Origin of the sequence: Phyllobacterium sp. (genome assembly GCF_037994425.1) — a bacterium.
GTDB lineage: Bacteria > Pseudomonadota > Alphaproteobacteria > Rhizobiales > Rhizobiaceae > Phyllobacterium.
Map to the genome: position 1 here is coordinate 1 of NZ_JBBNAM010000192.1, position 21,178 is coordinate 21,178.

General features: G+C 58.0%; 21 protein-coding genes and 2 pseudogenes. 12 read left to right on the forward strand and 11 right to left on the reverse strand.

The features are described 5' to 3' along the window. On the reverse strand, nt 1–544 hold a 544-nt coding region (locus AAAB35_RS13600), incomplete at its 3' end, for a M20/M25/M40 family metallo-hydrolase (RefSeq protein ID WP_340668810.1). 166 nt (nt 545–710) lie between these two features. Here AAAB35_RS13600 and AAAB35_RS13605 point away from each other — a divergent pair. Beyond that, entirely contained in the window at nt 711–1,343 is a 633-nt protein-coding gene (locus AAAB35_RS13605; RefSeq protein ID WP_340668811.1) for a GntR family transcriptional regulator, read from the forward strand. A 9-nt stretch (nt 1,344–1,352) separates the two neighbouring features. Here AAAB35_RS13605 and AAAB35_RS13610 read toward each other — a convergent pair whose 3' ends face one another. Together AAAB35_RS13610 and AAAB35_RS13615 are read right to left on the reverse strand one after the other, a co-directional pair. Then, nucleotides 1,353–1,964 (reverse strand): cysteine hydrolase, encoded by a 612-nt coding sequence (locus tag AAAB35_RS13610; protein WP_340668812.1) that lies wholly within the window; start codon nt 1,962–1,964, stop codon nt 1,353–1,355. A 68-nt stretch (nt 1,965–2,032) separates the two neighbouring features. Beyond that, nucleotides 2,033–2,530, reverse strand: coding sequence for a ferritin-like domain-containing protein (locus AAAB35_RS13615; RefSeq protein ID WP_340668813.1), 498 nt, complete (start codon nt 2,528–2,530; stop codon nt 2,033–2,035). A 210-nt stretch (nt 2,531–2,740) separates the two neighbouring features. Here AAAB35_RS13615 and AAAB35_RS13620 point away from each other — a divergent pair, with 210 nt between their 5' ends. From AAAB35_RS13620 to AAAB35_RS13635, 4 genes are all read left to right on the forward strand, one after another. After that, the gene (locus AAAB35_RS13620; RefSeq protein WP_340668814.1) at nt 2,741–3,079 is read left to right on the forward strand and encodes a hypothetical protein; all 339 of its coding nucleotides are present in this window, start codon (nt 2,741–2,743) and stop codon (nt 3,077–3,079) included. A 154-nt stretch (nt 3,080–3,233) separates the two neighbouring features. Continuing rightward, the gene (locus tag AAAB35_RS13625) at nt 3,234–5,222 is read left to right on the forward strand and encodes an EAL domain-containing protein (RefSeq protein ID WP_340668815.1); all 1,989 of its coding nucleotides are present in this window, start codon (nt 3,234–3,236) and stop codon (nt 5,220–5,222) included. Nucleotides 5,223–5,681: 459 nt separating this feature from the next. Then, nucleotides 5,682–6,176: an acyl-CoA thioesterase gene (locus AAAB35_RS13630; protein WP_340668816.1), complete on the forward strand. Its 495-nt coding sequence runs from the start codon at nt 5,682–5,684 to the stop codon at nt 6,174–6,176. Between the two features lie 224 nt (nt 6,177–6,400). Beyond that, a complete protein-coding gene (locus AAAB35_RS13635) occupies nt 6,401–7,234 on the forward strand; it encodes a Hint domain-containing protein (protein WP_340668817.1) in 834 nt (277 codons plus the stop codon). A 66-nt stretch (nt 7,235–7,300) separates the two neighbouring features. Here AAAB35_RS13635 and AAAB35_RS13640 read toward each other — a convergent pair whose 3' ends face one another. Together AAAB35_RS13640 and AAAB35_RS13645 are read right to left on the reverse strand one after the other, a co-directional pair. Then, complete coding sequence (locus AAAB35_RS13640) at nt 7,301–9,199, reverse strand: TIM barrel protein (RefSeq protein WP_340668818.1); 1,899 nt, start codon at nt 9,197–9,199, stop codon at nt 7,301–7,303. Further along, nucleotides 9,196–10,035 carry a 3-keto-5-aminohexanoate cleavage protein gene (locus tag AAAB35_RS13645; protein WP_340668819.1) on the reverse strand — a complete coding sequence of 280 codons (840 nt, stop codon included), beginning with the start codon at nt 10,033–10,035 and terminating at the stop codon, nt 9,196–9,198. Before AAAB35_RS13645 ends, AAAB35_RS13640 begins: the two co-directional genes overlap by 4 nt. A 220-nt stretch (nt 10,036–10,255) precedes the next feature. Here AAAB35_RS13645 and aroQ point away from each other — a divergent pair, with 220 nt between their 5' ends. The 3 genes from aroQ to AAAB35_RS13660 are packed head-to-tail and all read left to right on the forward strand — an operon-like array spanning nt 10,256 to nt 12,968. Continuing rightward, nucleotides 10,256–10,708 carry a type II 3-dehydroquinate dehydratase gene (aroQ, locus tag AAAB35_RS13650; RefSeq protein WP_340668820.1) on the forward strand — a complete coding sequence of 151 codons (453 nt, stop codon included), beginning with the start codon at nt 10,256–10,258 and terminating at the stop codon, nt 10,706–10,708. Beyond that, nucleotides 10,705–11,610 carry a shikimate dehydrogenase gene (locus AAAB35_RS13655; protein WP_340668822.1) on the forward strand — a complete coding sequence of 302 codons (906 nt, stop codon included), beginning with the start codon at nt 10,705–10,707 and terminating at the stop codon, nt 11,608–11,610. Before aroQ ends, AAAB35_RS13655 begins: the two co-directional genes overlap by 4 nt. Nucleotides 11,611–11,651: 41 nt before the next feature. Then, nucleotides 11,652–12,968: an MFS transporter gene (locus AAAB35_RS13660; RefSeq protein ID WP_340668823.1), complete on the forward strand. Its 1,317-nt coding sequence runs from the start codon at nt 11,652–11,654 to the stop codon at nt 12,966–12,968. Nucleotides 12,969–13,000: 32 nt separating this feature from the next. On the opposite strand, the gene AAAB35_RS13665 is transcribed toward AAAB35_RS13660, so the two are convergent. From AAAB35_RS13665 to AAAB35_RS13680, 4 genes and pseudogenes are all read right to left on the reverse strand, one after another. Further along, entirely contained in the window at nt 13,001–13,666 is a 666-nt protein-coding gene (locus AAAB35_RS13665) for a TetR/AcrR family transcriptional regulator (RefSeq protein ID WP_340668824.1), read from the reverse strand. 170 nt (nt 13,667–13,836) lie between these two features. Next, complete coding sequence (locus AAAB35_RS13670) at nt 13,837–14,148, reverse strand: helix-turn-helix transcriptional regulator (RefSeq protein WP_340668825.1); 312 nt, start codon at nt 14,146–14,148, stop codon at nt 13,837–13,839. Between the two features lie 21 nt (nt 14,149–14,169). Continuing rightward, nucleotides 14,170–15,492 (reverse strand): HipA domain-containing protein, encoded by a 1,323-nt coding sequence (locus AAAB35_RS13675; RefSeq protein ID WP_340668826.1) that lies wholly within the window; start codon nt 15,490–15,492, stop codon nt 14,170–14,172. 161 nt (nt 15,493–15,653) lie between these two features. Further along, nucleotides 15,654–15,812 (reverse strand): annotated as a pseudogene (locus AAAB35_RS13680) (zinc-binding dehydrogenase); the annotation flags it as partial. A 7-nt stretch (nt 15,813–15,819) separates the two neighbouring features. Here AAAB35_RS13680 and AAAB35_RS13685 point away from each other — a divergent pair. The 3 genes and pseudogenes from AAAB35_RS13685 to groL form a co-directional block, all read left to right on the forward strand. Continuing rightward, nucleotides 15,820–16,318: pseudogene (locus AAAB35_RS13685) on the forward strand (IS481 family transposase); the annotation flags it as partial. A gap of 103 nt (nt 16,319–16,421) precedes the next feature. Further along, on the forward strand, nt 16,422–16,715 hold the full coding sequence (locus AAAB35_RS13690; RefSeq protein ID WP_340668828.1) for a co-chaperone GroES: 294 nt from the start codon (nt 16,422–16,424) through the stop codon (nt 16,713–16,715). Nucleotides 16,716–16,787: 72 nt separating this feature from the next. Continuing rightward, a complete protein-coding gene (gene groL / locus AAAB35_RS13695) occupies nt 16,788–18,410 on the forward strand; it encodes a chaperonin GroEL (protein ID WP_340668829.1) in 1,623 nt (540 codons plus the stop codon). Between the two features lie 232 nt (nt 18,411–18,642). Here the strand turns inward: groL and AAAB35_RS13700 are convergent, their stop codons facing one another. After that, the gene (locus AAAB35_RS13700) at nt 18,643–18,921 is read right to left on the reverse strand and encodes a hypothetical protein (RefSeq protein WP_340668830.1); all 279 of its coding nucleotides are present in this window, start codon (nt 18,919–18,921) and stop codon (nt 18,643–18,645) included. Continuing rightward, nucleotides 18,918–19,184 (reverse strand): hypothetical protein, encoded by a 267-nt coding sequence (locus AAAB35_RS13705; protein WP_340668831.1) that lies wholly within the window; start codon nt 19,182–19,184, stop codon nt 18,918–18,920. Before AAAB35_RS13705 ends, AAAB35_RS13700 begins: the two co-directional genes overlap by 4 nt. A gap of 416 nt (nt 19,185–19,600) precedes the next feature. Here AAAB35_RS13705 and AAAB35_RS13710 point away from each other — a divergent pair, with 416 nt between their 5' ends. Next, nucleotides 19,601–20,095: a hypothetical protein gene (locus tag AAAB35_RS13710; RefSeq protein WP_340668832.1), complete on the forward strand. Its 495-nt coding sequence runs from the start codon at nt 19,601–19,603 to the stop codon at nt 20,093–20,095. Nucleotides 20,096–21,178: the final 1,083 nt, after the last annotated feature.

Consider the following 21,178-nt stretch of genomic DNA (forward strand, 5'->3'; position numbering starts at 1 on the left):
AAATCGGATTGTTCACACCGGCAAAGGCTGCCGGATGCCAGGAAATGGCGATGTCGACGTCATCAAAGACGCCGGCGCGCACCATGAAGCCCTTGGACGATCCGCCTTCTTCGGCCGGGCAGCCATAGTAGCGGATGCGACCTTTGAGGCCATTTTTTGCCAGGTAGTCCTTGACGGCCGCTGCCGCGAGCATCGATCCGGAGCCGAGAAGGTTGTGGCCGCAGCCATGCCCGTTGCCGCCTGCGACAAGCGGCCGTTCCTCGGCAAGGCCGGCGACCTGGCTCAATCCGGGCAACGCGTCGAATTCACCGAGAATGGCAATGACCGGCCCACCCTCGCCGGCCTCGCCCATGACGGCGGTCGGCAAACCTGCAATGGCCCGCGTGACACGGAAGCCCTCGCTTTCAAGCAGAGCGGCATGGGCGTTGGAAGAGTGAAACTCTTGGTAATTTGTCTCGGGCGTTTCCCAAACGCTGTCGGCGAGATTGAAGAATGCATCACGCTTGGCCTCGACGATGTCCCAGACGGTTCCCGAATTTCTCATGATTTCCCAAACGGCATGTTTTATGATAGTTACCAAAATTGGCACCAATTTAGCGGCCAAATTTTTTTACGCAACCTCTGTGTAAAACTATTTCTCTCGCGTAAATCTCCTTGGAGCCGATCCATTTTTAAATGACGTCAGAATTTGGGGGGACGGGAAGCAAAGCATGAGTGGGCTTAAGGAACGAAAGAACGCGCAGCAGAAATCCGGGGACGTCACGGATCTCATCCTCCACGATATTCTCGCAGGCGTCCTTGCTCCGGGTGTCTGGCTGAAACAGATCGACCTTGAACAGCGCTACAAGAGCACCAGGCCTGAAGTGCGGCGCGCCCTTGATCGATTGGTCCAGAAGCGGCTTGTCGAGCACGTTCCTAACCGCGGATATCATGTGTTTGAGCCGGATGGACGTCAGGCCGAGGAAGTCAGCGATATTCGCGTCATTCTCGAGACCGCCGTCGCCGACAAAGTCGTCGCCCATGCCTCGGAGCTGGCGATCGGGAAATTGCGCGGTCTCGCCAATCGTTTCGACGAGCTCATCATGAACGGGACCATGATCGAGCTTTACGAAGCCAATCTTGCCTTTCACCATGAACTGCTTGCGCTATGCGGTAACCGGGAATTGGTCAATCTCATCACCGAGATCAGGCAGCGCACCTCTTCGGCGCCTGTCTCGCAGTGGAAGACGCGCGCACGGATCGAACAGTCATCGCGCGAGCACCACCAGATGATCGATGCCATCGCTGGCGGGGATATCGAGGCGCTGAAGCGTGTGACCGTGATGCACATCAAGCAGATGTAGGCTTTTTACTCAATCCTCCCATCGCCACGCGTCGAGGATCTCTGTGGTCTCAGCTGTCTCCACCTGTTGCGACAATCGCTGCCCATAAAAGAGTTGCATGGCATCATGGGCCTGATCGGAAGAACTGCACACGGCGTCCGTCGCAATGATCATCCTGTAGCCGTAATCGACGCCGCCAAGCACGGTGGCAAGGACACACACATCGGTCTCGCCGCCGGAGACGATGAGGGTTCCGATGGCTGCATCGCCGAGAACGCGAGCCAGTTGCCCGCCATGCCAGGGCGAATATGCGCGCTTGTCCCATAGACGCGCCGGCGGCGCATAGCGCGCAAGCTCCGGTACGAGGTCGATTTTTCTTTCATCGATCACGGACAATGTCATCTCCCGCCATCTTTTGTAATAGCGTTGCCAGCTGCCGCCCGCACTTTGCGGACGTTTCGCCGGAATGAACCGCGTGAAGATCGTTCGCGCGGGATGCGGCGCAACGAGTGCATGGACATGCGGAAGGACGCGCTCGAACCAGGGCATCGCCCACGGGCTGTTGCCGGTGAAAAGCCCTTGCATGTCCACGCAAATATGGGCTGCCTCGCAGATCGGCCCAAAACGCAATCCACTCGTCATCGTTCCCGGACCAAATGCAAGCGCGCCGCCTCGTCGCATTGAGGCGGCGCGCAATGCCTTTGCAACGTTCAGGCGGCCATGGCCGACTGGTTCAGCGTTTTTTCGGCAAGCGCGGTCAGAGCCGCATCGGTTGCCGTCTCTTCCTGCAAGGTCGTCGCGAGAAGCTTTTGCGCATCCTTGAGCCCGAGTTCACCTGCCCAGCGCGCCAAAGTGCCGTAGCGGGCAATCTCGTAGTGTTCAACGGCCTGTGCGGCGGAAGCCAGGCCCGCATCGATGGCAGGCTGGCCCTTGAAGCCGTCAAGGATCTCTTCGCCTTCGGCAATCAGACCCTCGATCGCCTCGCATGTCTTGCCCTGCGCGCGTTTACCGAGGATTTCGAAAACCTGCTGCAGGCGTTCGACATGAACTTCGGTCTGATCGCGGTGTTTTTCGAAGGCGGCCTTGAGCTGGGATGAACTTGCCCCTCTCGCCATCTTGGGAAGGGCCTTCAATATCTTGCGTTCAGCATAATAGATATCCTTGAGCGTGTCGTGAAAGAGGGTCTCCAGCGTCTTTTTCTCGGCCATTGTCGTCTCCTCGGTTGGGGTTCATTTCCCTTTGAAATGAACAACCATAACGACGGCCGTCCCTGTGGGTTCCAACGTGGACGCAAAGGAGTGTGGTAGGCTGAACCCGTTTTCGATTTCCTCACGCCGTTCCCTCGTACGAGGAACCAATTTGCTCGTCATGACCTTTACCGGGCATGACCCGAGCCTTAGCAGTTTGAGGAGGAGGATATGGCATCACTCAAAATCTTTCGCCTTTTGCCTGTCGTTGACGAGACCGATCCGCGTTGGAACAATGCCGAGAACCAGGGTGAGGTCGTCGTTCGTGCCCATTCGGCGGCCGATGCCCGCATTGTGGCCGCTGCCGCCGAAGGCGATTTCCTCGACATCAAAGCAGCTCCGGCAGACGGGAATTCGACGCGGACGTTCAGTGCCTTTCGCGACGACAAGCTCTATACGGTCGTTGAAGACACCAAAGCAACATATCGGAGCGACGGAGACCGCGCGGTCCTTTCGGGACATATAAGACCAGTGATCCTGTCGACCCGGCAACGCGACACGGCAACATAAGACGGATGGACGCCGCGAGACGACCCATATGTCAGGGAAAAATCTGTCGCCTGGTGAATGAAAGCCGGCCAAGTTGGGCTTGCGAGCGATAAAATTGCATCATGTTCCCGGGATGCGATAAGCTCGATAACAGCCAATACAGTGGTAACTGACAATGAGTCTCAATCAACCGCCGGAAGCTGAGGTGCTCGTGCTGGAAGACCTGATCCGGGCCGACCAGCTTATGGCCGTGCGCCGCAGCATGTTCATTTCCGTTCCCGTCAGCATCGTACTTGGCCTGATCAGCCTGCTGGTCGCTATCCGTTATGGCCTGATGCTGGCCGGACTTACCTGGTTTCTTGCGTCGACCCTCGTCAACCTTGCCCGGATCGCGCTCTGCCGCTTCCAGGTCAGGCTGCTTCGCCCGGGCGATCCGGCCGAGCCAGGCAACATGGACCCGGCGTCGGTAAGTCAGCATCTTTTCCTGCAATCGGCAATCGCCGCGCTTTCCGGCGTGGTCTGGGCCTTCATTGCCGTTCTGTGCGCGGGCTATACGGCCCCGCAAACGGTCTTCTACCTGACGATCATATGCGGTATTACCGCAGGCGCGATCACCGCCGGCTTCGCTTATGCGCGCATGCCGATCTCATATATCGTCCCCGTGCTTTTGTCCGTCGCCGCATGCCTTGTCTATGCCGGCGGGTTTGATCACTACGCCCTTGCCGCAACGGTGGTCCTTTACCTTGCAGCGCTGATACGCGGCGCGTTTGAAAGCGAGAGCCTTTTTCGCCAGTCGAGCAGGCTCAAGAATGAAGCGACTGCCATGGCACAATCCTTGAAGGCAGCCAGGGACGCGGCGACAGAAGCTGCGGCCGAAATGGGCTATCACGCCGCCCATGATGCATTGACAGGACTTCTCAATCGCAATGGTCTGATGCAGGCGGTTGCCGCCTTACCGGCCTCCGGCGCCGGGCACACGCTCATGCTGCTTGATCTTGACGGATTCAAGTCCATCAACGACGCATTTGGCCACAAATCGGGCGACCGGGTGCTCGTCGAGGTCGGCAGGCGGCTGCGCCAGAGCCTCGAAGGTGAGGTGTTTATCGCACGTTGGGGCGGGGACGAGTTTGCTGCCCTGTTCGATTCCGCGCTCGGTGAGGACGCCATGTCGGTTGTGGCGACCAAGCTCATCGCCGCCATGTCCATTCCCTTTGCCAGCTTCGATGCCGGCCGCATCGGCGTCAGCATCGGCGTGTGCGTATCTGACGAACCCGATGTCGACGAAATGTTGGCCCGCGCCGACGCAGCGCTCTACAGGGCAAAATCGCAGGGGCGCAATCGCTTCTATGTGTTTGACGACGATCTTCGCAATCACCTTGAAATGCGCCGCGATATCGAGCGCGATCTGGCAAAGGCGTTGAGCAAGGACGTCCTGGAGGTCTGGTTCCAGCCGATCCTGGGTGAAGGCGGGCGTAAGCTCACGGGTCTCGAAGCGCTCGTGCGCTGGAACCATCCGCGCCATGGCTGGATTCCGCCAGGCGACCTTGTGGCAGTCGCCTCCCTATCCGGCGCTGCCGAAGTTTTGTTTCGCTACATTCTGAAAGACGTCTGCGCCATGATGCAGACCTTGCGCGCGATGGGGCTCGGGCATGTCAGAGTGGCGATGAACCTGTCGCCGCGGGAAATCGTGCAGATCGCGGTGGACGAGCTGATCATGACGCGGCTCACAAGGCTCGATCTGCCGGCCTCGATGCTGGAAATCGAGATCACCGAGGACAGCGCCAAGGACATCGGCTCGGTGCAGGGCAAGCTGGCGGCGTTGACCAGCCAGGGCGTCCACATTGCCATTGACGATTTTGGCGTCGGCTATTCGTCGATGTCGTCGCTGCGCCAGCTCCATGTCGATCGGATCAAGATCGATCGTTCCTTCGTTAAAGGCATTGCCGAATCGCCAGATGATCGCAATGTCGTGCAATCGATCATCAGTCTTGGAAAATCGCTCGCACTTGAGGTCGTGGCGGAAGGGGTCGAGACGCAGGCCGATCTCAAGGTGCTGAGACAACTCGGCTGTGACGCCATGCAAGGCTATTACCTGGCGCGCCCCATGTCGCAGCGCGAAGCCATCGAGTGGATCAATCGTTCAAGATCCCGCGTTCAGTCGTAAAGTCGCGGTGCTCGCGCTGTAGGCGAAATATCACGCTTGCTACGAGGCTTTTTGGTTCAGACATCGCGAGCTCGCCTATTCGGTTGACGAATGGAGGGGCTGGGCTGTGCCAAACGATCAAATCCCTAAACGGGATCGCCGAAAACGGCGTCGCCTGTATCCCCTGTCGGCGAGCATATCAGGTAAGAGGCGGCCGTCAGTCCATGGCGTGCCTGCCAATCGGTGATGATCATGTCCCGCCCCTCTTGAAGGTTCACAACCTTTCACCCGATCGACATCGGGCAATGAGCCATTGGAACGCGACGGGCGACGCCCTGCCCAGCCATGCGAAATCATACATCAATTCAAAGCGGAGCGTTACCACTTGCGCCCGTCGCTGGCGCATTGCGGGAAAAACCCATTTCTTTCATAGTGGCCTTGCGTAGGGAAAAATTCGACAATCTGACGGAGACGGGCAGCATGAGCGATGGTACCGACAAAAGCCATGTCGAGATGGTTGTCCTGATGACGCCCGACATGGCCAATTTCAGCGGCAAGGTTCATGGCGGCGCCCTCCTCAACCTTCTCGATCGCGTCGCGTTCTCCTGCGCCTCGCGTTTCTCGAAACAGTATGCGGTGACGTTGTCCGTCGACCAGGTCGTGTTTCGCCAGCCCATCCTGGTCGGCGAACTGGTGACATTTCGCGCCTCCATCAATTATGCCGGCCGCACCTCCATGGAGGTCGGCATTCGCGTTGAGGCCGAAGACATTCGCAGCGGCGCGCGCCGGCATACGAACTCCTGCTATTTCACCATGGTGGCCGTGGACGCGGACGGCAAACCCACAGCCATTCCGGCATATCACCCGCAGTCTGAGATCGCGCAACGACGCTTGCGCGCCGCCGAAACGAGACGCAGCCTGCGCCGCGAATTCGAGACGCGGTTCAAAGAGGCGGGTTCGGACGCTGCTTCCTAAAGGGGTAAGGTGTCATGATCGCTCACGCAGTGCTCTTTATCCGCCCGATACTTCCAAAGTAGTATGGGTTGCTTGCTTCGTTCATAGATTTCAAGCAGTTGCTACGCCCAATTCATAATAGGCAAATACGAACCTTGAGCCTTTCCCGCCTTCTCTGTTCTTGTAGGATCGTCCCTAGCCATAACCGGTGCTAACGGCACCCAATAACAAAATGGAGGGGCATTATGTCATCAGATAGAAAACACCACGCACCACACAACCGAGCGCGACGTCACTTCCTTGGCATCGCGGCCGCAGTCACTGCGGCGCTCGTTGGCGCGGTCGCGTCCTCGCCGGCAGAAGCGATGGGCAATAAGACCTGGAAAAGGAGGGGTGGCAACAACGGCTCCGGCTCCGAGTCCGGTTCCGGTGACCCTAATTGCTTCTTGAGTGGCACGTCGATCATGACGCCAACGGGCGAGGCCGTGATCGAAGAGCTCAGGGTGGGTGATGCTGTTGTCACGATGCGCGGCGATTCAGTGCCCATCAAATGGATCGGCCATCACCGCTACCGCAAGGGCGGCCAGTCCTGGCACGAAAGCGTTGTCCCGATCCGGGTTTCGCGGCATGCACTCGACGATCAGACGCCGCACCGGGATCTTTACCTATCCCCCAATCATGCGCTCTACCTCGATGGCGTGCTCATTCGGGTCAAGGACCTTGTCAACGGCGCCTCGATTGCGCCTGCCATGCCTGAGGGTGAGGAGATGCTCGACTATTACCACATCGTCCTTGACACCCACGAGGTGATCTTGGCCGAGGGGCTTGCTGTCGAGACGCACCTTGTGCGGGAAAACAACCACGAGCACTTCACCAACTTTGCCGAATATAATCGCCTTTACCCCGACGAAACGACCCTTGCCATGACGCCTTTCGCGCCCATTGTCGGTTATGAGGGTGGCCGCGAACATCTCAAGGCACTCATTCGCCTGTGGGCATCGCCCTTTGTCAAGGTGCGCGATCCGGTCGATCAGGCCTATAAGAGGATTGCAGGACGCGCCGAGCAACGTGTTGGCTGATCACAGGGCGCCAAGGGGCGTCGTTTGACGCCCGCCGCCCCTTGGCGCCTTGCCTTTTGGACCGGCCTACCTTTTTGTGGAGGCGGGCATGCCCTGCGGGCGGATATGGCGCTTTTGCGCCGCGATCCTGAAAATGGCGTTTGGGGCGCCATAGCCCTTGTAGCCGCGGCGCTCGACGATCTCGAAGAAGAACCCTTCGCCGTAGTTGGGGCTATAGAGCTGAAAATATTCGCCGTGCTCGTCGCGGTCATAAAGGATGTTGGCGGCCTTGAGCCGGTCGGCAAGCGCAGGTTCGAGCCCGAAGCGGGCCTCGATGTCGTCATAGTAGTTGGGGGTGATCTCAAGGGGCGAAAAGCCGTTGGCTTTGAGCGCCTCGGCCGTGGCAAAGATGTCGTCGGTGCGAAACGCCAGGTGCTGGATGCTCGACCCGAACTTCTCGGCAAGGAAATGCCCGGCGAGCGTGCGCCGGTTTTCCGCGCCGTTCATGGTGATCCTGAGCGTTCCCGCCGCGTTTTCGACGACCTGGCTGCGCACGATGCCGGCCGGATCGATAATATCGACCATCGGCGTCTTTTTCGCTTTCAGGATCGAGGTATAGAACAAAAGCCAGGTGAGCATCTCGTCGACGTTCATCGTCTGCGCCACGTGATCGAAATGAAGAAGCCCGGCATTGCGGTGCGGGGCATCGTTCTTGACAGCCTCGAACTCGATGTCCCAGATGTCTTTCAAGGCCGACTGCTCATCGACGAAATAGACAACACCGCCGCCGACGCCGCGAATGGCCGGCATCTTGATCTCGGATGGACCGACAGGCTGTTCGAACGGTTCGGCGCCAAGCGCACGGGCCCGTTCCACGGTGGCGCGCGCATCCGTAACCTTCAGCCCGAGCGCATAGGCCGATGTGCCGTGAACGGCGTAGGAGGAATGGGCAAAGCCCTGCCGCTCGGTGTTGATCACAAGGTTGATCTTGCCCTGGCTGTAGCGGGTGACCTTTTTGGACTTATGCCTGCCGGTCTTCTGAAAGCCCAAGGTTTGCAGCAGCAAGGCAAGCTCGGCGGCCTCTTCCTCATTGGCGGCAAACTCGACGAATTCGACGCCGCTCACCTCGACGGGCCCCGGCATCCTGGGCACCGCCATGGCGATATCGGGGTCGATTCGCTTGACCTGATCGCCGAGATAGATCAGCGAGCGCTTGCCGTCGACGGCGATCGAGCGGGTGGAGCCGCCGCGGAACTGGTCGTTGAAGATTTCCAGCGACAGATAGCCATCATAGCCGGTTGAGGCCACCGCGCGCATGAAGTCAAGAACCGGAAGATCGCCCTCGCCCGGCATGTTGCGGTAGTGGCGGCTCCAGTAGAGCAGATCCATATCGATCAGCGGCGCGTCGGCAAGCTGGATGATGAAAATCTTCTCCTTGGGGATCGAGCGGATCGAATTGACATCGATCTTGCGGGCAAGCGTATGGAAGCTGTCGAGGATGAGGCCGATACTGGCGTGATCGGCGCGCCTGACGATCTCCCAGGTATCGCGATGGTCGTTGATGTGCCGGCCCCAGGCGAGCGCCTCATAGCCGACGCGCAGGCCGCGTTTTGCCGCGCGTTCGCCCAGCTCATGAAAGTCGGCGGCGGCGCGGTCGAGCCCGCCAAGGGCAATCGGCGAAACGTTCGAGCAGACGAGCACCAGGTCGGTGCCGAGTTCCTGCATGACGTCGAATTTGCGTTCGGCCCGGTCGAAGGCGCGCGCGCGCTGCGGCTCTGGCATGCCCTCGAAATCGCGAAACGGCTGGAACAGTGTGATGGCGAGGCCATGGTCACGCACCATCTTCCCGACATCGCGGGCGCTGCCGTCAAAGGCAAGGAAATCGTTTTCGAAGATCTCGACGCCGTCAAAGCCGGCCTTGGCGATTGCCTCAAGCTTGTCCGGCAACTCGCCGCTCAGCGAAACCGTGGCGATCGAGGTCTTCATGCTGCGTTCCTGCCTGGCAGATCGAGGATCATGCGCGCCTCCTCGCAGCTGGCGACGCGAAGGCCCTTGCGGGCGATCATGTCAGCGGCGATCTCGACCAGTTCGGCATTGTCGCGTGCGAGACGCTCCTTGGTGACGCGAATATTATCCTCAAGGCCGGTTCGGACCGCGTTTGCCTGGCGTTGCAGTGCCCATTCCATGACCGGGGCCTGATGGCGGCCGATACCGGCGGCAGTCCAGGTCGCCTTTGGCAATATGCGCTTAAGCTCGCCAAGGAGAAGGTCGAGGAGATGTTCGTCAGCCGGCAGCGCGTTCTCGACGCCCATGACAAACTGCACATGCGGATGATCGTCGAGAAGGCCTGCCTCAACCAGGCGTAGTGCCCCGTGCAGATGCGAAAGATCGAAGACCTCGATCTCCGGCCGGATACCGTTGTCGCGCATCTTCGTTGCCAGGTCTCGAACCAGGAACGTGTGGTTTTCATAAACGATGGTCGGGAAGTTTACCGAACCTGTCGACAGCGAGGCCATGTCCGGCTTGAGATAGAGCGACGAGCCGCGCTGCGACGGATCACGGCCCCTGCCCCCAGTGGAAAATTGCACGATCATGGCGGGGCAATGTTTGACAATGCCTGCCTTAACGGCCGCGAAACGGTCCGGGTCGGATGACGAGCTCTCGTCGTCATTGCGAACGTGGATATGCACCAGGGATGCTCCGGCCTCATAGGCCGCGTGGGTCGATTCAATCTGCTCTGACGGCGTGATCGGCAAGGCCGGATTGTCTTTCTTGCGGGGAACCGATCCGGTGATGGCGACTGCAATAACGACTGGGTTCATCCGGGCCTCTCCCTTGCCTCTCGACACCATCGCACAAGACCGTCGCGTAATCACTAGCTTCGATTCTCATGCGGCCTATTGACATGAACGTACCAGTTCGTACATTATGGGTCAAGACCAGCGGCGGGCAGTGTGCCCGGCCAGGCAAAGTGTCGGGAGGAGACATGCAGGCGTTTCATATTCGTAAGGGCCAAAGCCAGCGGCACCAGGATTCGCAGCGGTGAGCGCGCACCGCGTCCTCGTCCTCAACGGGCCCAATCTCAATCTGCTTGGAAAGCGCCAGCCGGAAATCTACGGCACCGAGACGCTTGATGATGTCGAGGCCGAGTGCCGGCGCGTCGCTGAGGAACTTGGTCTCACGCTGGAATTTCGTCAAAGCAATGCCGAGCACGAACTGATCGGCTGGCTTCATTCGGCCCGCGAAACGGTTGCCGGCATTGTCATCAACCCTGCAGCCTTTTCGCACACATCCGTTGCCATCATGGATGCGCTTGCGGCGTGCCCATGTCCCATCATCGAAGTACACATCTCCAATATCCACCGCCGCGAAGCCTTTCGCCACCATAGTTATGTGTCGCAGGTGGCCAGCGGCGTGATCTGCGGCTGCGGCACGCAAGGATACGCGCTTGCCCTCTTTCGGCTTGCTGCTCTTCTCGAAAAGGCGACCCCATGATGCACACGGCCAGGATCCATCCGGAAAACCCGCGGTTTCTTCTGGGGCTTGTCGGCGCGGGAATAAAGGCATCGCGCACGCCGCCAATGCACGAGCGCGAAGGCGATGAGCAGGGTCTGCGGCTGATGTATCAGAAGATCGATCTCGAAGAGTTGCGCATAGGCCCGGAGGCGCTGCCGGAGCTTCTGACCGCAGCCGAACGCATGGACTTTGCCGGATTGAACATTACCCATCCCTGCAAGCAGGCGATTATTCCCTATCTCGATGAACTTTCCGCAGATGCGGCAGCGCTTGGCGCTGTCAACACGGTCATCCTCAAAAGCGGGCGCCGATACGGCCACAACACCGACTGGTGGGGCTTTTCGGAAAGCTTCAAGCGCGGCCTGCCCGGGGCGCGCCTTTCTTCGGTTGTCCAGCTCGGCGCGGGTGGCGCGGGGACCGCGGTGGCGCATGCGCTGATGACGCTCGGCGTTCGCGAACTTGTTCTTGCTGACAAGGATTTTTCGCGTGCAAAAGCTGTTGCCGCATCGCTCAACGACCGTTTCGAGCGCTTTGGCGCCAACAGCGTTCGGGTCTCGCATGACCTTGACGCCGACATGGCGGCGGCTGACGGCCTTGTTCATTGCACGCCCACCGGCATGGACAACTATCCCGGTCTGCCCCTGCCAGCCGAGATGCTTCGACCGGAGCTCTGGGTCGCGGAAATCGTCTATTTCCCGCTTGAAACCGCCCTTGTTCGCGAGGCGCGCCGGATCGGCTGTCGCACGCTTGATGGTGGCGGCATGGCGGTCTTTCAGGCCGTCGAGGCCTTTCGGCTGTTTACCGGGGTAAAGCCCGACGATCAGCGCATGTTGCGCCATTTCATTCAACTTGGTTCAGGCGCGAAGGAGGCCGCGACCTGATCCAGGCCACTGGTTCTAGCCTTGACGAGGAGGAGACGTCCATGCATCAACCTGTAGCAGGTGTCAAAACACCCGGGAAAGCCGCGCTTGCGAGCTGGATCGGCAGTGCGGTCGAATATTATGACTTTTTCATCTATGGAACGGCCGCGGCGCTGATCTTTCCGAAGATCTTCTTTTCATCGGCCAATCCGCATGCCGCCGCCATTGCGTCTTTTGCAACCTTTGGTGTCGCCTATATTGCGCGGCCATTTGGCGCCGTCATTCTTGGCCATGTCGGCGACAAGTTCGGCCGCAAGAAGGTCCTGACCTTCACCTTGCTCTTGATGGGTTTTTCAACCTTCATCATCGGCTGCCTGCCAACCTATGACCATGTTGGCATCCTCGCGCCGATCCTTCTGGTGGTCGCGCGCCTTCTGCAGGGCATTTCCGCGGCGGGCGAACAGGCCGGAGCCAATTCGATGACGCTCGAACATGCGCCGCCGCACCGGCGGGCGTTTTTTAGCAGCTTCACGCTCAGCGGCACGCAGGCCGGACTCATTCTTGCAACGCTCATCTTCATACCCATCGCAAGGCTTCCCGAAGCCGATCTTTTGTCATGGGCCTGGCGCATTCCATTCTTTCTGAGCCTTGGTGTCGTCATCGTCGGCTTCTGGGTGCGTCGCTCCCTGCCCGAGACGCCGGCATTCATCGAAGAAGCAAAAAGGCACGAGACGTCCAAGCTTCCGGTATTGACGCTCATCCAGAACCATTGGGCCGACGTCGTCCGGATCATCTTTGCGGCGCTGATATCGGTCGTCAGCACGATATTCAGCGTGTTCACCCTTTCCTATGCGGTCAACACCATGCACATCGACCGGTCGACGATGCTGACGGTCCTCGTGCTTGCTAACATCGTGGCGCTTGGTGCTATTCCCCTTTGGGCGTCACTCGCTGACCGCATCGGGAGAAAGCCGGTCTTCATATTCGGTGCACTCGGCTGCGCGGTCCTGATCTGGCCCTATATCTGGGCGATCAGCCAGGGCAATATCCCGCTGATCTTTGCTCTCGGCATTCTTCTTTCCGGTGTCATTTACAGCGCGTCAAACGGTGTCTGGCCGGCGCTCTATGGCGAGATGTTCGACACCCGCGTGCGGCTCTCCGGCATGGCGATCGGCACACAGATCGGCTTTGCCCTTGGCGGTTTCGCCCCGACGATCAGCGCAGCGCTTCTCGGTGAAGGACCGGATGGCTGGATCCCGGTAGCCGCTTTCACCTCGGTGACGGCGATCATCGCTGCGATCTCCGCGGCAACGGCGCTCGAAACCTATCGGACGCCCATGCACGATCTCGGCCGCAAGCCCATAGAAATCGCGGCCTGACGGACGTTAAGTGGCGGGTAACAGCCCGCCACTTACTTTTTCATGAGCAGACCGACGACCGCGTCAGCGATCATCTGCTTGTGCTTCTGCCGCCGGCCAGGTTCAGACAGATCCACCCGATGGATCGCACCGAAGGTGTGGCGGTTCGCGACCCGAAAAAAGCAGAAAGCGCTGATCATCATGTGCACGTCGATCGGCTCGAGGTCTGATCGAAACAGGCCAGCGGCGCGGCCGCGTTCGAGGATCGCGCCAAGGATCTCTATGATCCGCAGATTGATCTTGCGGATCGACGGCGCTTCGGCAAGGTGCTTGGCCTGGTTGATATTCTCGATCGAGACAAGCCGGACGAAATCCCGGTGGCTGTCGTCGTTTTCAAACGTCTGGTCGATAACCCGCCTCAGGGCCTCGATCGGGTCGAGCAGATCAAGATCGAGGGCGGCTTCAATCGCCCGGATGTCGGCATAGGCCTTTTCGAGGACGGCAAGGTATAGTCCGTCCTTGCCGCCAAAATAATAATATATCATGCGCTTTGACGTGCGCGTCCGTTCGGCGATCGCATCGACCCTGGCGCCACTGAGGCCATGGGCGGCGAATTCTTCGGTTGCCACGAGAAGGATATCCGCCTTGGTACGCTCCGGGTCATTGGTCCGGCGCCGCTCATTGGCGGCGGCTTTGCGGGGGGACGGAGAGCTCGACATGCCTTTATTTTCCATTCGCGTTAATTGGTGTGGTTGACATAATGGACGAACCCGTACGTTCAACGCAAGTTCGCTGGCTTGAGGTTCTTGCCTGCGTTCGCCGGTCGCTCGATCCGGTTTTTCACGTTACGCAACCCGTCGATCGCAGCTTCCCGTTTCCTTTTTTTGCCTTAGCTGTCGAGCGGCGATTTTGGCTCCTCGTCGCGGGGCGTCTTTGGGACAAAGCCGACGGTGAAGCCGAACAATTTCGCAATTTTCTCCAGCGTTTCGAGGGTTGGGTTTGCCGTGCCCGCTTCGAGTTCTGCGACCTGCCGGCGCATGAGGCCGAGCGTATTGGCAAACTGCGCCTGCGTCATGCCGAAACTCTTGCGGATTTCGACCACCGCCCCGGGCAAGCGCAAGGCGCCGTGGCGCGCGCGTTCAGCGAGCAGCTGGCGCAGCACGTGCACTTCTTCCTTTGTCGGCTTTTTCCATCGCGCCATGTGATCATGACCTCGGCAAGTTCATAAGGATACGACAAGGACACTGTCGGCGATCTCGCTGCATCGGTTCATAGCCCCCTCGATAATTTCTGATGGCGCTCCCATCTTTCTTGCAAGCTCAGGCGCTCGGCTCAGACGTTCGGCAAACAGCTTAAGCTCGCCTGTCAGGCGCGCCTGGTCCTGTGGGTCGGATAAAAGCTCCGTTATGATCACTTTCCAGTCCGGCCGGTGGTCGCGACCGCTGTCGCGCATGCAAGCCCATCGCGTCGACCGGACGATTGCTTCCTTCGCCAGCCGCATGGGAGCGAAATCAAACAGTGGCGAAAGCCGGATTGTCCCGTCAGGGTACTTGCTCAGCGCCGCGTTTCGCCCGTGATTGTCGGGATTACCAAGCGCGAGATTGGCAATGTCGCGCTTGAGATACTCTGCGATGTCGGCAAAGGCGTCGGACGAGAATTGCTTCAGAATGTCGATATAGGCCTCATGCGCCCCGATATGGCCGAAATCGGCAACGCCGATGGCCGACACCAGGCTTTCCTGGCCGACATGAACGATCTGGCCGCCTTCGTTGCGTTGCCGGTCGAACCGCGGGATGATTAGGACACCTTCGGCATAGGTCGACGTTTCCCATACATTCAGGCCGATTGCGTTGGCAATATGCGAATAAAGCGCTTCGCCTTCGAGTATGAGGCGGTCCGTGGGCTCAGCGCTGCGGACCAGTTTGACAATCACGTGGCGCACCGCCTCGTCGTCGGCCAACAGTGCGGCATTATAGTAGAGACCATCGCCAGCTGTGGTCATTGCGACCTTCGGCCATTCCCCTTGAAGCCCGCTCGACCCGGAAGCCTGCATGCCGAACCCGTCGACAACCTCCATGAAGAGATCAGAGCGCTCAAGGATGTCCTTCTCCGTCACACCCTGGCGCTTTACACCGGCCAGCCGTTCGACCTCGGCGTCTGTGGCCTCCTTGATTCGGACATTGCCTATTGCGCCTGTAGCTCCCCTGAAGAGGAGTGGGATATCAGCCGCACGCGAGGCCGCGTCGAGCCCAAGATCCGCGGCCAATGTGCGGCGCGCATGCCCTTGCGGCATGAGGTCGAGGAGAAAGGGGGGCCATCGGCGGCGGTAGCGATTTTCCAGATCAACTGGATAGCCGACGGAAAGGGCACGATGATCGCAAACGCTTCGACCCTTGCCAAAATCGATCGACGCAGCCGCAACAAAGTAATCGAGGTCATAGTCAACGACCGATGCACCCGCATAGCCGGCCGCTTCATCGTCCAGTTGCAGCGTTGCGGCTTGATGCCATGCCCCGTCACCGTGAATTTGCAAAGAGAGCTGCATTGATTGTCCCCTACGATGGGACATATAATTCGTATTCGCTTAGATATCAATCCATCATAATGGGACATTATGCTGGGAAAATGCAACGGTCGACCAAGTCCCCCGTCAGCGCGGTCTGACAGCGAGTGGCGATACCGCTGCCTCTATTGGCACTCCAGACATTACGTCAGTGCGGCGACGACCCTCCCCTTCGCGCGACCTGTCTGAACATACTCCAGTGCCTGGTTGGTCATCTCGAACGGGAAGACCCGATCCACTACAGATCGTATGGCACCTGCCTCGATCAGGGAGGTGATCTTTCCGAGCTACCCGCCGTTGGCCGTCTGCGTGCACCTTACCGTTTACGATGCCGAGAAGGCGGCCAACGCGGTTGCCTTTCTGGCCGAAGCGCGAGAGACCTTCCCCTTCCGTATCACGCATGTGCTGACGGATCGCGGATCCTGTTTCACCACCGGTGACTTCGAACGCGCCTGCGCGAAATCAAAGTCACCTGCCGCACGACAAAACCCTATACACCCCAAACCAGTGACATGGTCGAACGCTTCAACGGCCGCGTCGCCAGCGAAGTTCTCGGTATCCATATCGCCGGCCATACAGAACTCGAAACCCTGCTCATCGGCTTCAACCTTGCCTATAATCGATGACGACAGCGCGTTCTTTCCGGCTTGTCACCCATCGACACGTCCACCGGTGCCTCGAACACAACGGCCGCCTTGCAAACGCGCGCTACAAGCCCGTCGACAGCAATGACCTGTTTCCAAAGGTCGACGAAATCCTGGATTATGCCAATAAGGTCTCACAACCAGACACGGCCGAGATTCGATAGCTCGCATGGCTCACCAAGTTTTTGGCACTCCTATCATTGGAGTGCCAAAGCGTGTACTAATGCTGAGTGGGCCACATTCTGCTGGCCACAGAAAGAGTTCCTGATGAAATTCCGGCCACTTCACGACCGCGTCGTCATTCGACGCGCCGAAGGCGATATGAAATCAAAGGGCGGGATCATCATTCCCGATAACGCCAAGGAAAAGCCGCAGGAAGGTACAGTTGTTGCTGTCGGCCCGGGTTCGCGCGATGAAAGCGGCAAATTGATCTCGCTCGATGTCAAAGTCGGCGACATTGTCCTCTTTGGCAAATGGTCCGGTGCTGAAGTCAAGATTGACGGCGCGGATCTGTTGATCATGAAGGAGACCGACGTCATGGGCCTCCTCGAGGCGAAATAGATTAGTGGGACTGCGGCCCATGTGGGCCAAGACCGCCGCCACGCATTTTCAAGAATGAACTGGACCAACAACATGTCTGCCAAAGAAATTAAGTTTTCGATCGACGCTCGCGACAGAATCCTGCGCGGCGTTGAGATTCTGAACAATGCGGTCAAGGTGACCCTCGGTCCCAAGGGCCGCAATGTCATCATTGACCGTTCCTTTGGTGCGCCACGCATTACCAAGGATGGCGTGGCGGTCGCCAAGGAAATCGAGCTTTCCGACAAGTTCGAGAATATGGGCGCGCAAATGGTGCGCGAGGTGGCCTCAAAGACCAATGACGTTGCCGGTGATGGCACCACAACAGCAACAGTGCTTGCAGCATGCATTTTGCGCGAGGGAGCAAAACTCGTTGCCGCGGGGTTGAACCCAATGGATTTAAAGCGCGGAATCGACCTGGCTGTGGCTGCCGTTGTCAATGACATTCGGGCCAGGGCAAAGAAGGTCAAGACCTCGGAAGAGATCACTCAGGTTGGTACAATTGCCGCGAACGGCGATGCATCGGTAGGCAAGATGATCGCCGAGGCGATGAAATCGGTCGGCAATGAAGGCGTGGTCACCGTCGAGGAAGCCAAAAGTACGGAAACGGAACTCGAAGTCGTCGAGGGGATGCAGTTCGACCGCGGCTACCTCTCGCCCTATTTTGTCACTAATGCCGACAAGATGCGGGTAGAACTTGAGGATGCATATATTCTTCTTCACGAGAAGAAGCTTGGTAACCTTCAGGCGCTACTGCCCATCCTCGAAGCCGTGGTACAGAGCGGAAAGCCACTCTTGATCATCTCCGAGGACGTCGAAGGCGAAGCTTTGGCAACTCTTGTTGTCAACAAGTTGCGCGGCGGCCTTAAGGTCGCAGCCGTCAAGGCTCCAGGCTTCGGCGACCGCCGCAAGGCCATGCTCGAAGACATTGCAATCCTCACCGGCGGCCAGGTGATCTCGGACGACCTCGGAATCAAGCTTGAGAGCGTCACGCTCGAAATGCTCGGACGGGCAAAACGCATACTCATTGAGAAGGAGACCACCACAGTCGTTGATGGCTCCGGCGACAAAGCCGGCATTGCGGCGCGCGTCCAGCAAATCCGGGCGCAGATCGAGGAGACCACCTCGGATTATGACAAGGAGAAGCTGCAGGAACGCTTGGCGAAACTATCGGGCGGCGTTGCGGTCATTCGTGTTGGTGGCGCAACCGAAATCGAGGTAAAGGAAAAAAAGGACCGCATCGATGATGCTTTGAATGCAACGCGCGCTGCGGTGGAAGAGGGAATCGTCGCCGGCGGCGGCGTGGCACTTTTGCGCGCCAAGGCAGCGTTATCCTCACTCGCTGGGTCGAATGCCGACATGACGGCGGGTATTTCGATCGTCATGAAAGCACTCGAGGCGCCGGTGAGGCAGATCGCCGAGAATTCCGGGGCCGAGGGCTCGATCGTGGTTGGTAGACTTCTGGAAAGCAAGAAGCTCAATCACGGATTCAATGCGCAGACCGAACTCTACGTCGACATGATCGAGGCGGGTATCGTCGATCCGGCCAAGGTCGTTCGAACGGCCCTGCAGGATGCGGGGTCGATTGCCGGGCTCCTGATCACTGCGGAAGTCATGATCGCCGACATTTCACCTGTTGCGCCCGGCATGGCTGATCCGCGAAGCACCGGATATTGAGGATAACGTCTAGCATTGTCGCGCCGGTATCGACCCGATTAAAGGAGGTCGTACCCGTCGCGGAGCGCACAAAAGTGTAGCGTGCAGCTCATCCTATGGCCTGCACGCGTTCAGTTGAGGGATCGTCTCAGCAATGAGACCAGCTGAAGATCGTTATCCTCGGCACGGCGATCGCGCATTGGATTTTCTTTCCGCGGGTTTTTGATTTCTTGCTCGGTCATGTCCTGGATGATCACGCGTCGGCCGGTGTCTTAAAACCGTTGCGCTCGCCGCTACTCCATATATCGATGGCTTCAAGATTATCTTCAGTGGCCATCCGTTCGTGGTTCTCTTGCGCGTCGCGGATGCGGTACTGGAACGAGCGGCCAAGGGGTGGAAGCGTCGCCAGAATCTCGAATATCGCAGTGGAATTCATCATCGCCCCGCCGCCGCTTCTCAGTCGGACTTGCTGGCCGATCGCAAAACGATGGGGTGGGGCTTCGGGTGCCTTGTAGCGCCGGTGGATGTTCATTTGATTGTCTCCTGATCTTTTTTAAGTGCCATCTCGAGTTCGGTGTAGTCGATCGCCACAAGCTGCATTCGCCGTCCACCTGAACGCCTCGCCGGAACGTGGATGAAAGTCGCAACGCGCTGATAGGCGAGCCAGGACAGGCCCTCGATCACTTCCTCATCCTCATCGATATCATAGTCGCCGGCGGGCTGAATCCCGTCCAATCCGCGCAAGGTAAAGGGTGCTGCGAAATGAGCGATGGAACGCCTGGTGCGTGCGGTCATGCCAATTCCTCTGTGGAACAAAGCTCCAATTGGAGCCACGACTGCGCCAAGAACGACGAAGCGCATAGGTATCGGTAATTTGGAGGTGATTGGCGGGTCGAGGGATTTCTGACGCCGCGAAGAGCCAAAGTTGGCCAAAAGACGATAACAAAACAATGCACTTCAATTGCGCTTTAATTGCGACTGAATGTGCTGACAGGTCGCAATAAAAATAGGCCAAATAACTTCGCATATAAAATAAAACTATAGAATTTCTCATATCGTGCTATTGTGTTTTTTTGCCAATTCATTGTAGCTGAAGGAGGCAGCCATGAAAAACCTTAATCATATTCCATATTATCTCTACGATCGTAAGGTTGTTTTGTACAAATTCCTGTTTTCCGTTTCCATAGTGTTCCTTGTCTACTCAATACTCTTTGGAATCACTTGGTAACATTCACGGCAAAGGACGCGCGGCGGTTCCACATCACGCGGCTCTGCTCTCTAAAACCCGCCCTTCAACCGAAACCGAAGTTCGCAGACCGCAAGAGGTTAATTTGACTTTCCATGAATTCGACAACGATCTGAACATCATCGATATCGTTGTTTGGGAAAACGAAGGCGGAACTCTGCATGACTTCAGCATGCATCACAATTATGGCCGGCGCGTAGAGCGAAACGGCTACTGGAAGGTTTACCATGTCTACACCGGGCTTCCCGCTGAAATGGGCAAGCACGCCACGACAGGACTGAATGAGACCACCGCCACTTCGATGATGTTATCGCTCAATGCGCAAGAGAGAGCGCCTTTGAGCAGCGATGCCGAGCGCACGACGTGGCAAGGCAGGTTTATTCACACGGTCGCAAGAATATGTATGTGCTGGCAAAAGACATCTGCGTGCACCGTGGTCACGCCGCCAAGCATGGCGTAGGCGACAAAACGACGATGACCGACACGCGGGAGGCGCCACATCCTCCGTCGGGCGACTGTAATTCTTTTGGTTTTGGGAGTCCAACCAGCATGTTTGCAGAGCAGAAAACAGCACCGCTTCAAAAGAACGGGCTCACCATGTCGGGACCCGATAGTAAAGGTCACGTCACTATCAGCGGTCCGATGGAAGATATCTCACGAACAATACTCGAGCTTGCAACCAAGATGCAGACAGCAGAGTTGGGGGAACCCTGGTGCTGTACTTGCGAACTCGACGGGCGGGAATACGAGATTCATCCCGAGGTGCCAAAAGACGCGATGTCAGCCGCATCCTATAAATGTTACAGGGAAACAGGTCTTCGAACATATACGAAATTGCGGCCCGGACGCTGTTGATGTCGTTCTGCCGAACTTCCAGACGCGCCACTTCGGGCCGAGGCATAATGTCGAGAGGCCCACGATAGTGGCGAGGAAAACCACTCAATCAGCCCGCGATGCTTTCATTGAGCGCCTGAAGGTTGTTATTGCGGAGTATCAGGCAACTGTCGAGCGTCTTCTAGCCGGAACCGATCGTGTATTTAGTACCGGTAGACACGGAGGGGAGGACATTTCAATTGACACCGCCGCACATTACAAGCGGCTCATTTCTCACTATCGGGGAGTTGTCACTCGCTACGAGGCGGAGAAGAAGCAGAAAGCCGTGCTGAGATCGATTCTGAGTTGAAATCGCGCCTAGTGATAACTTTGGTTTGGTTTTCTCGCAGCCATAAACACGGAGCTATGCGGGTATTCCTTCCGGCTATTCGCAAAGGTGGTCGGTGATCAATTGACTTACTGATGATTTGAGCGCGTTAGTCAATTGTCGTCAGGCATGCAACGGCTACTGACGCTTGAGAGTGTCTGCTCCCGCCTATTAACCGCGAGGAGACAGGCATGTTACCTTCCTATAGTGCCAGAAGCGGCCACAACGTCATACCGGTTGATGATTTCATGATGCTGCAATCTGCACATGATATCGCTTCGAAAATCATATGCCTCCCCCGAAAAAATCACCCTTTTGCTGACAGACTGGGTAACCCGATAT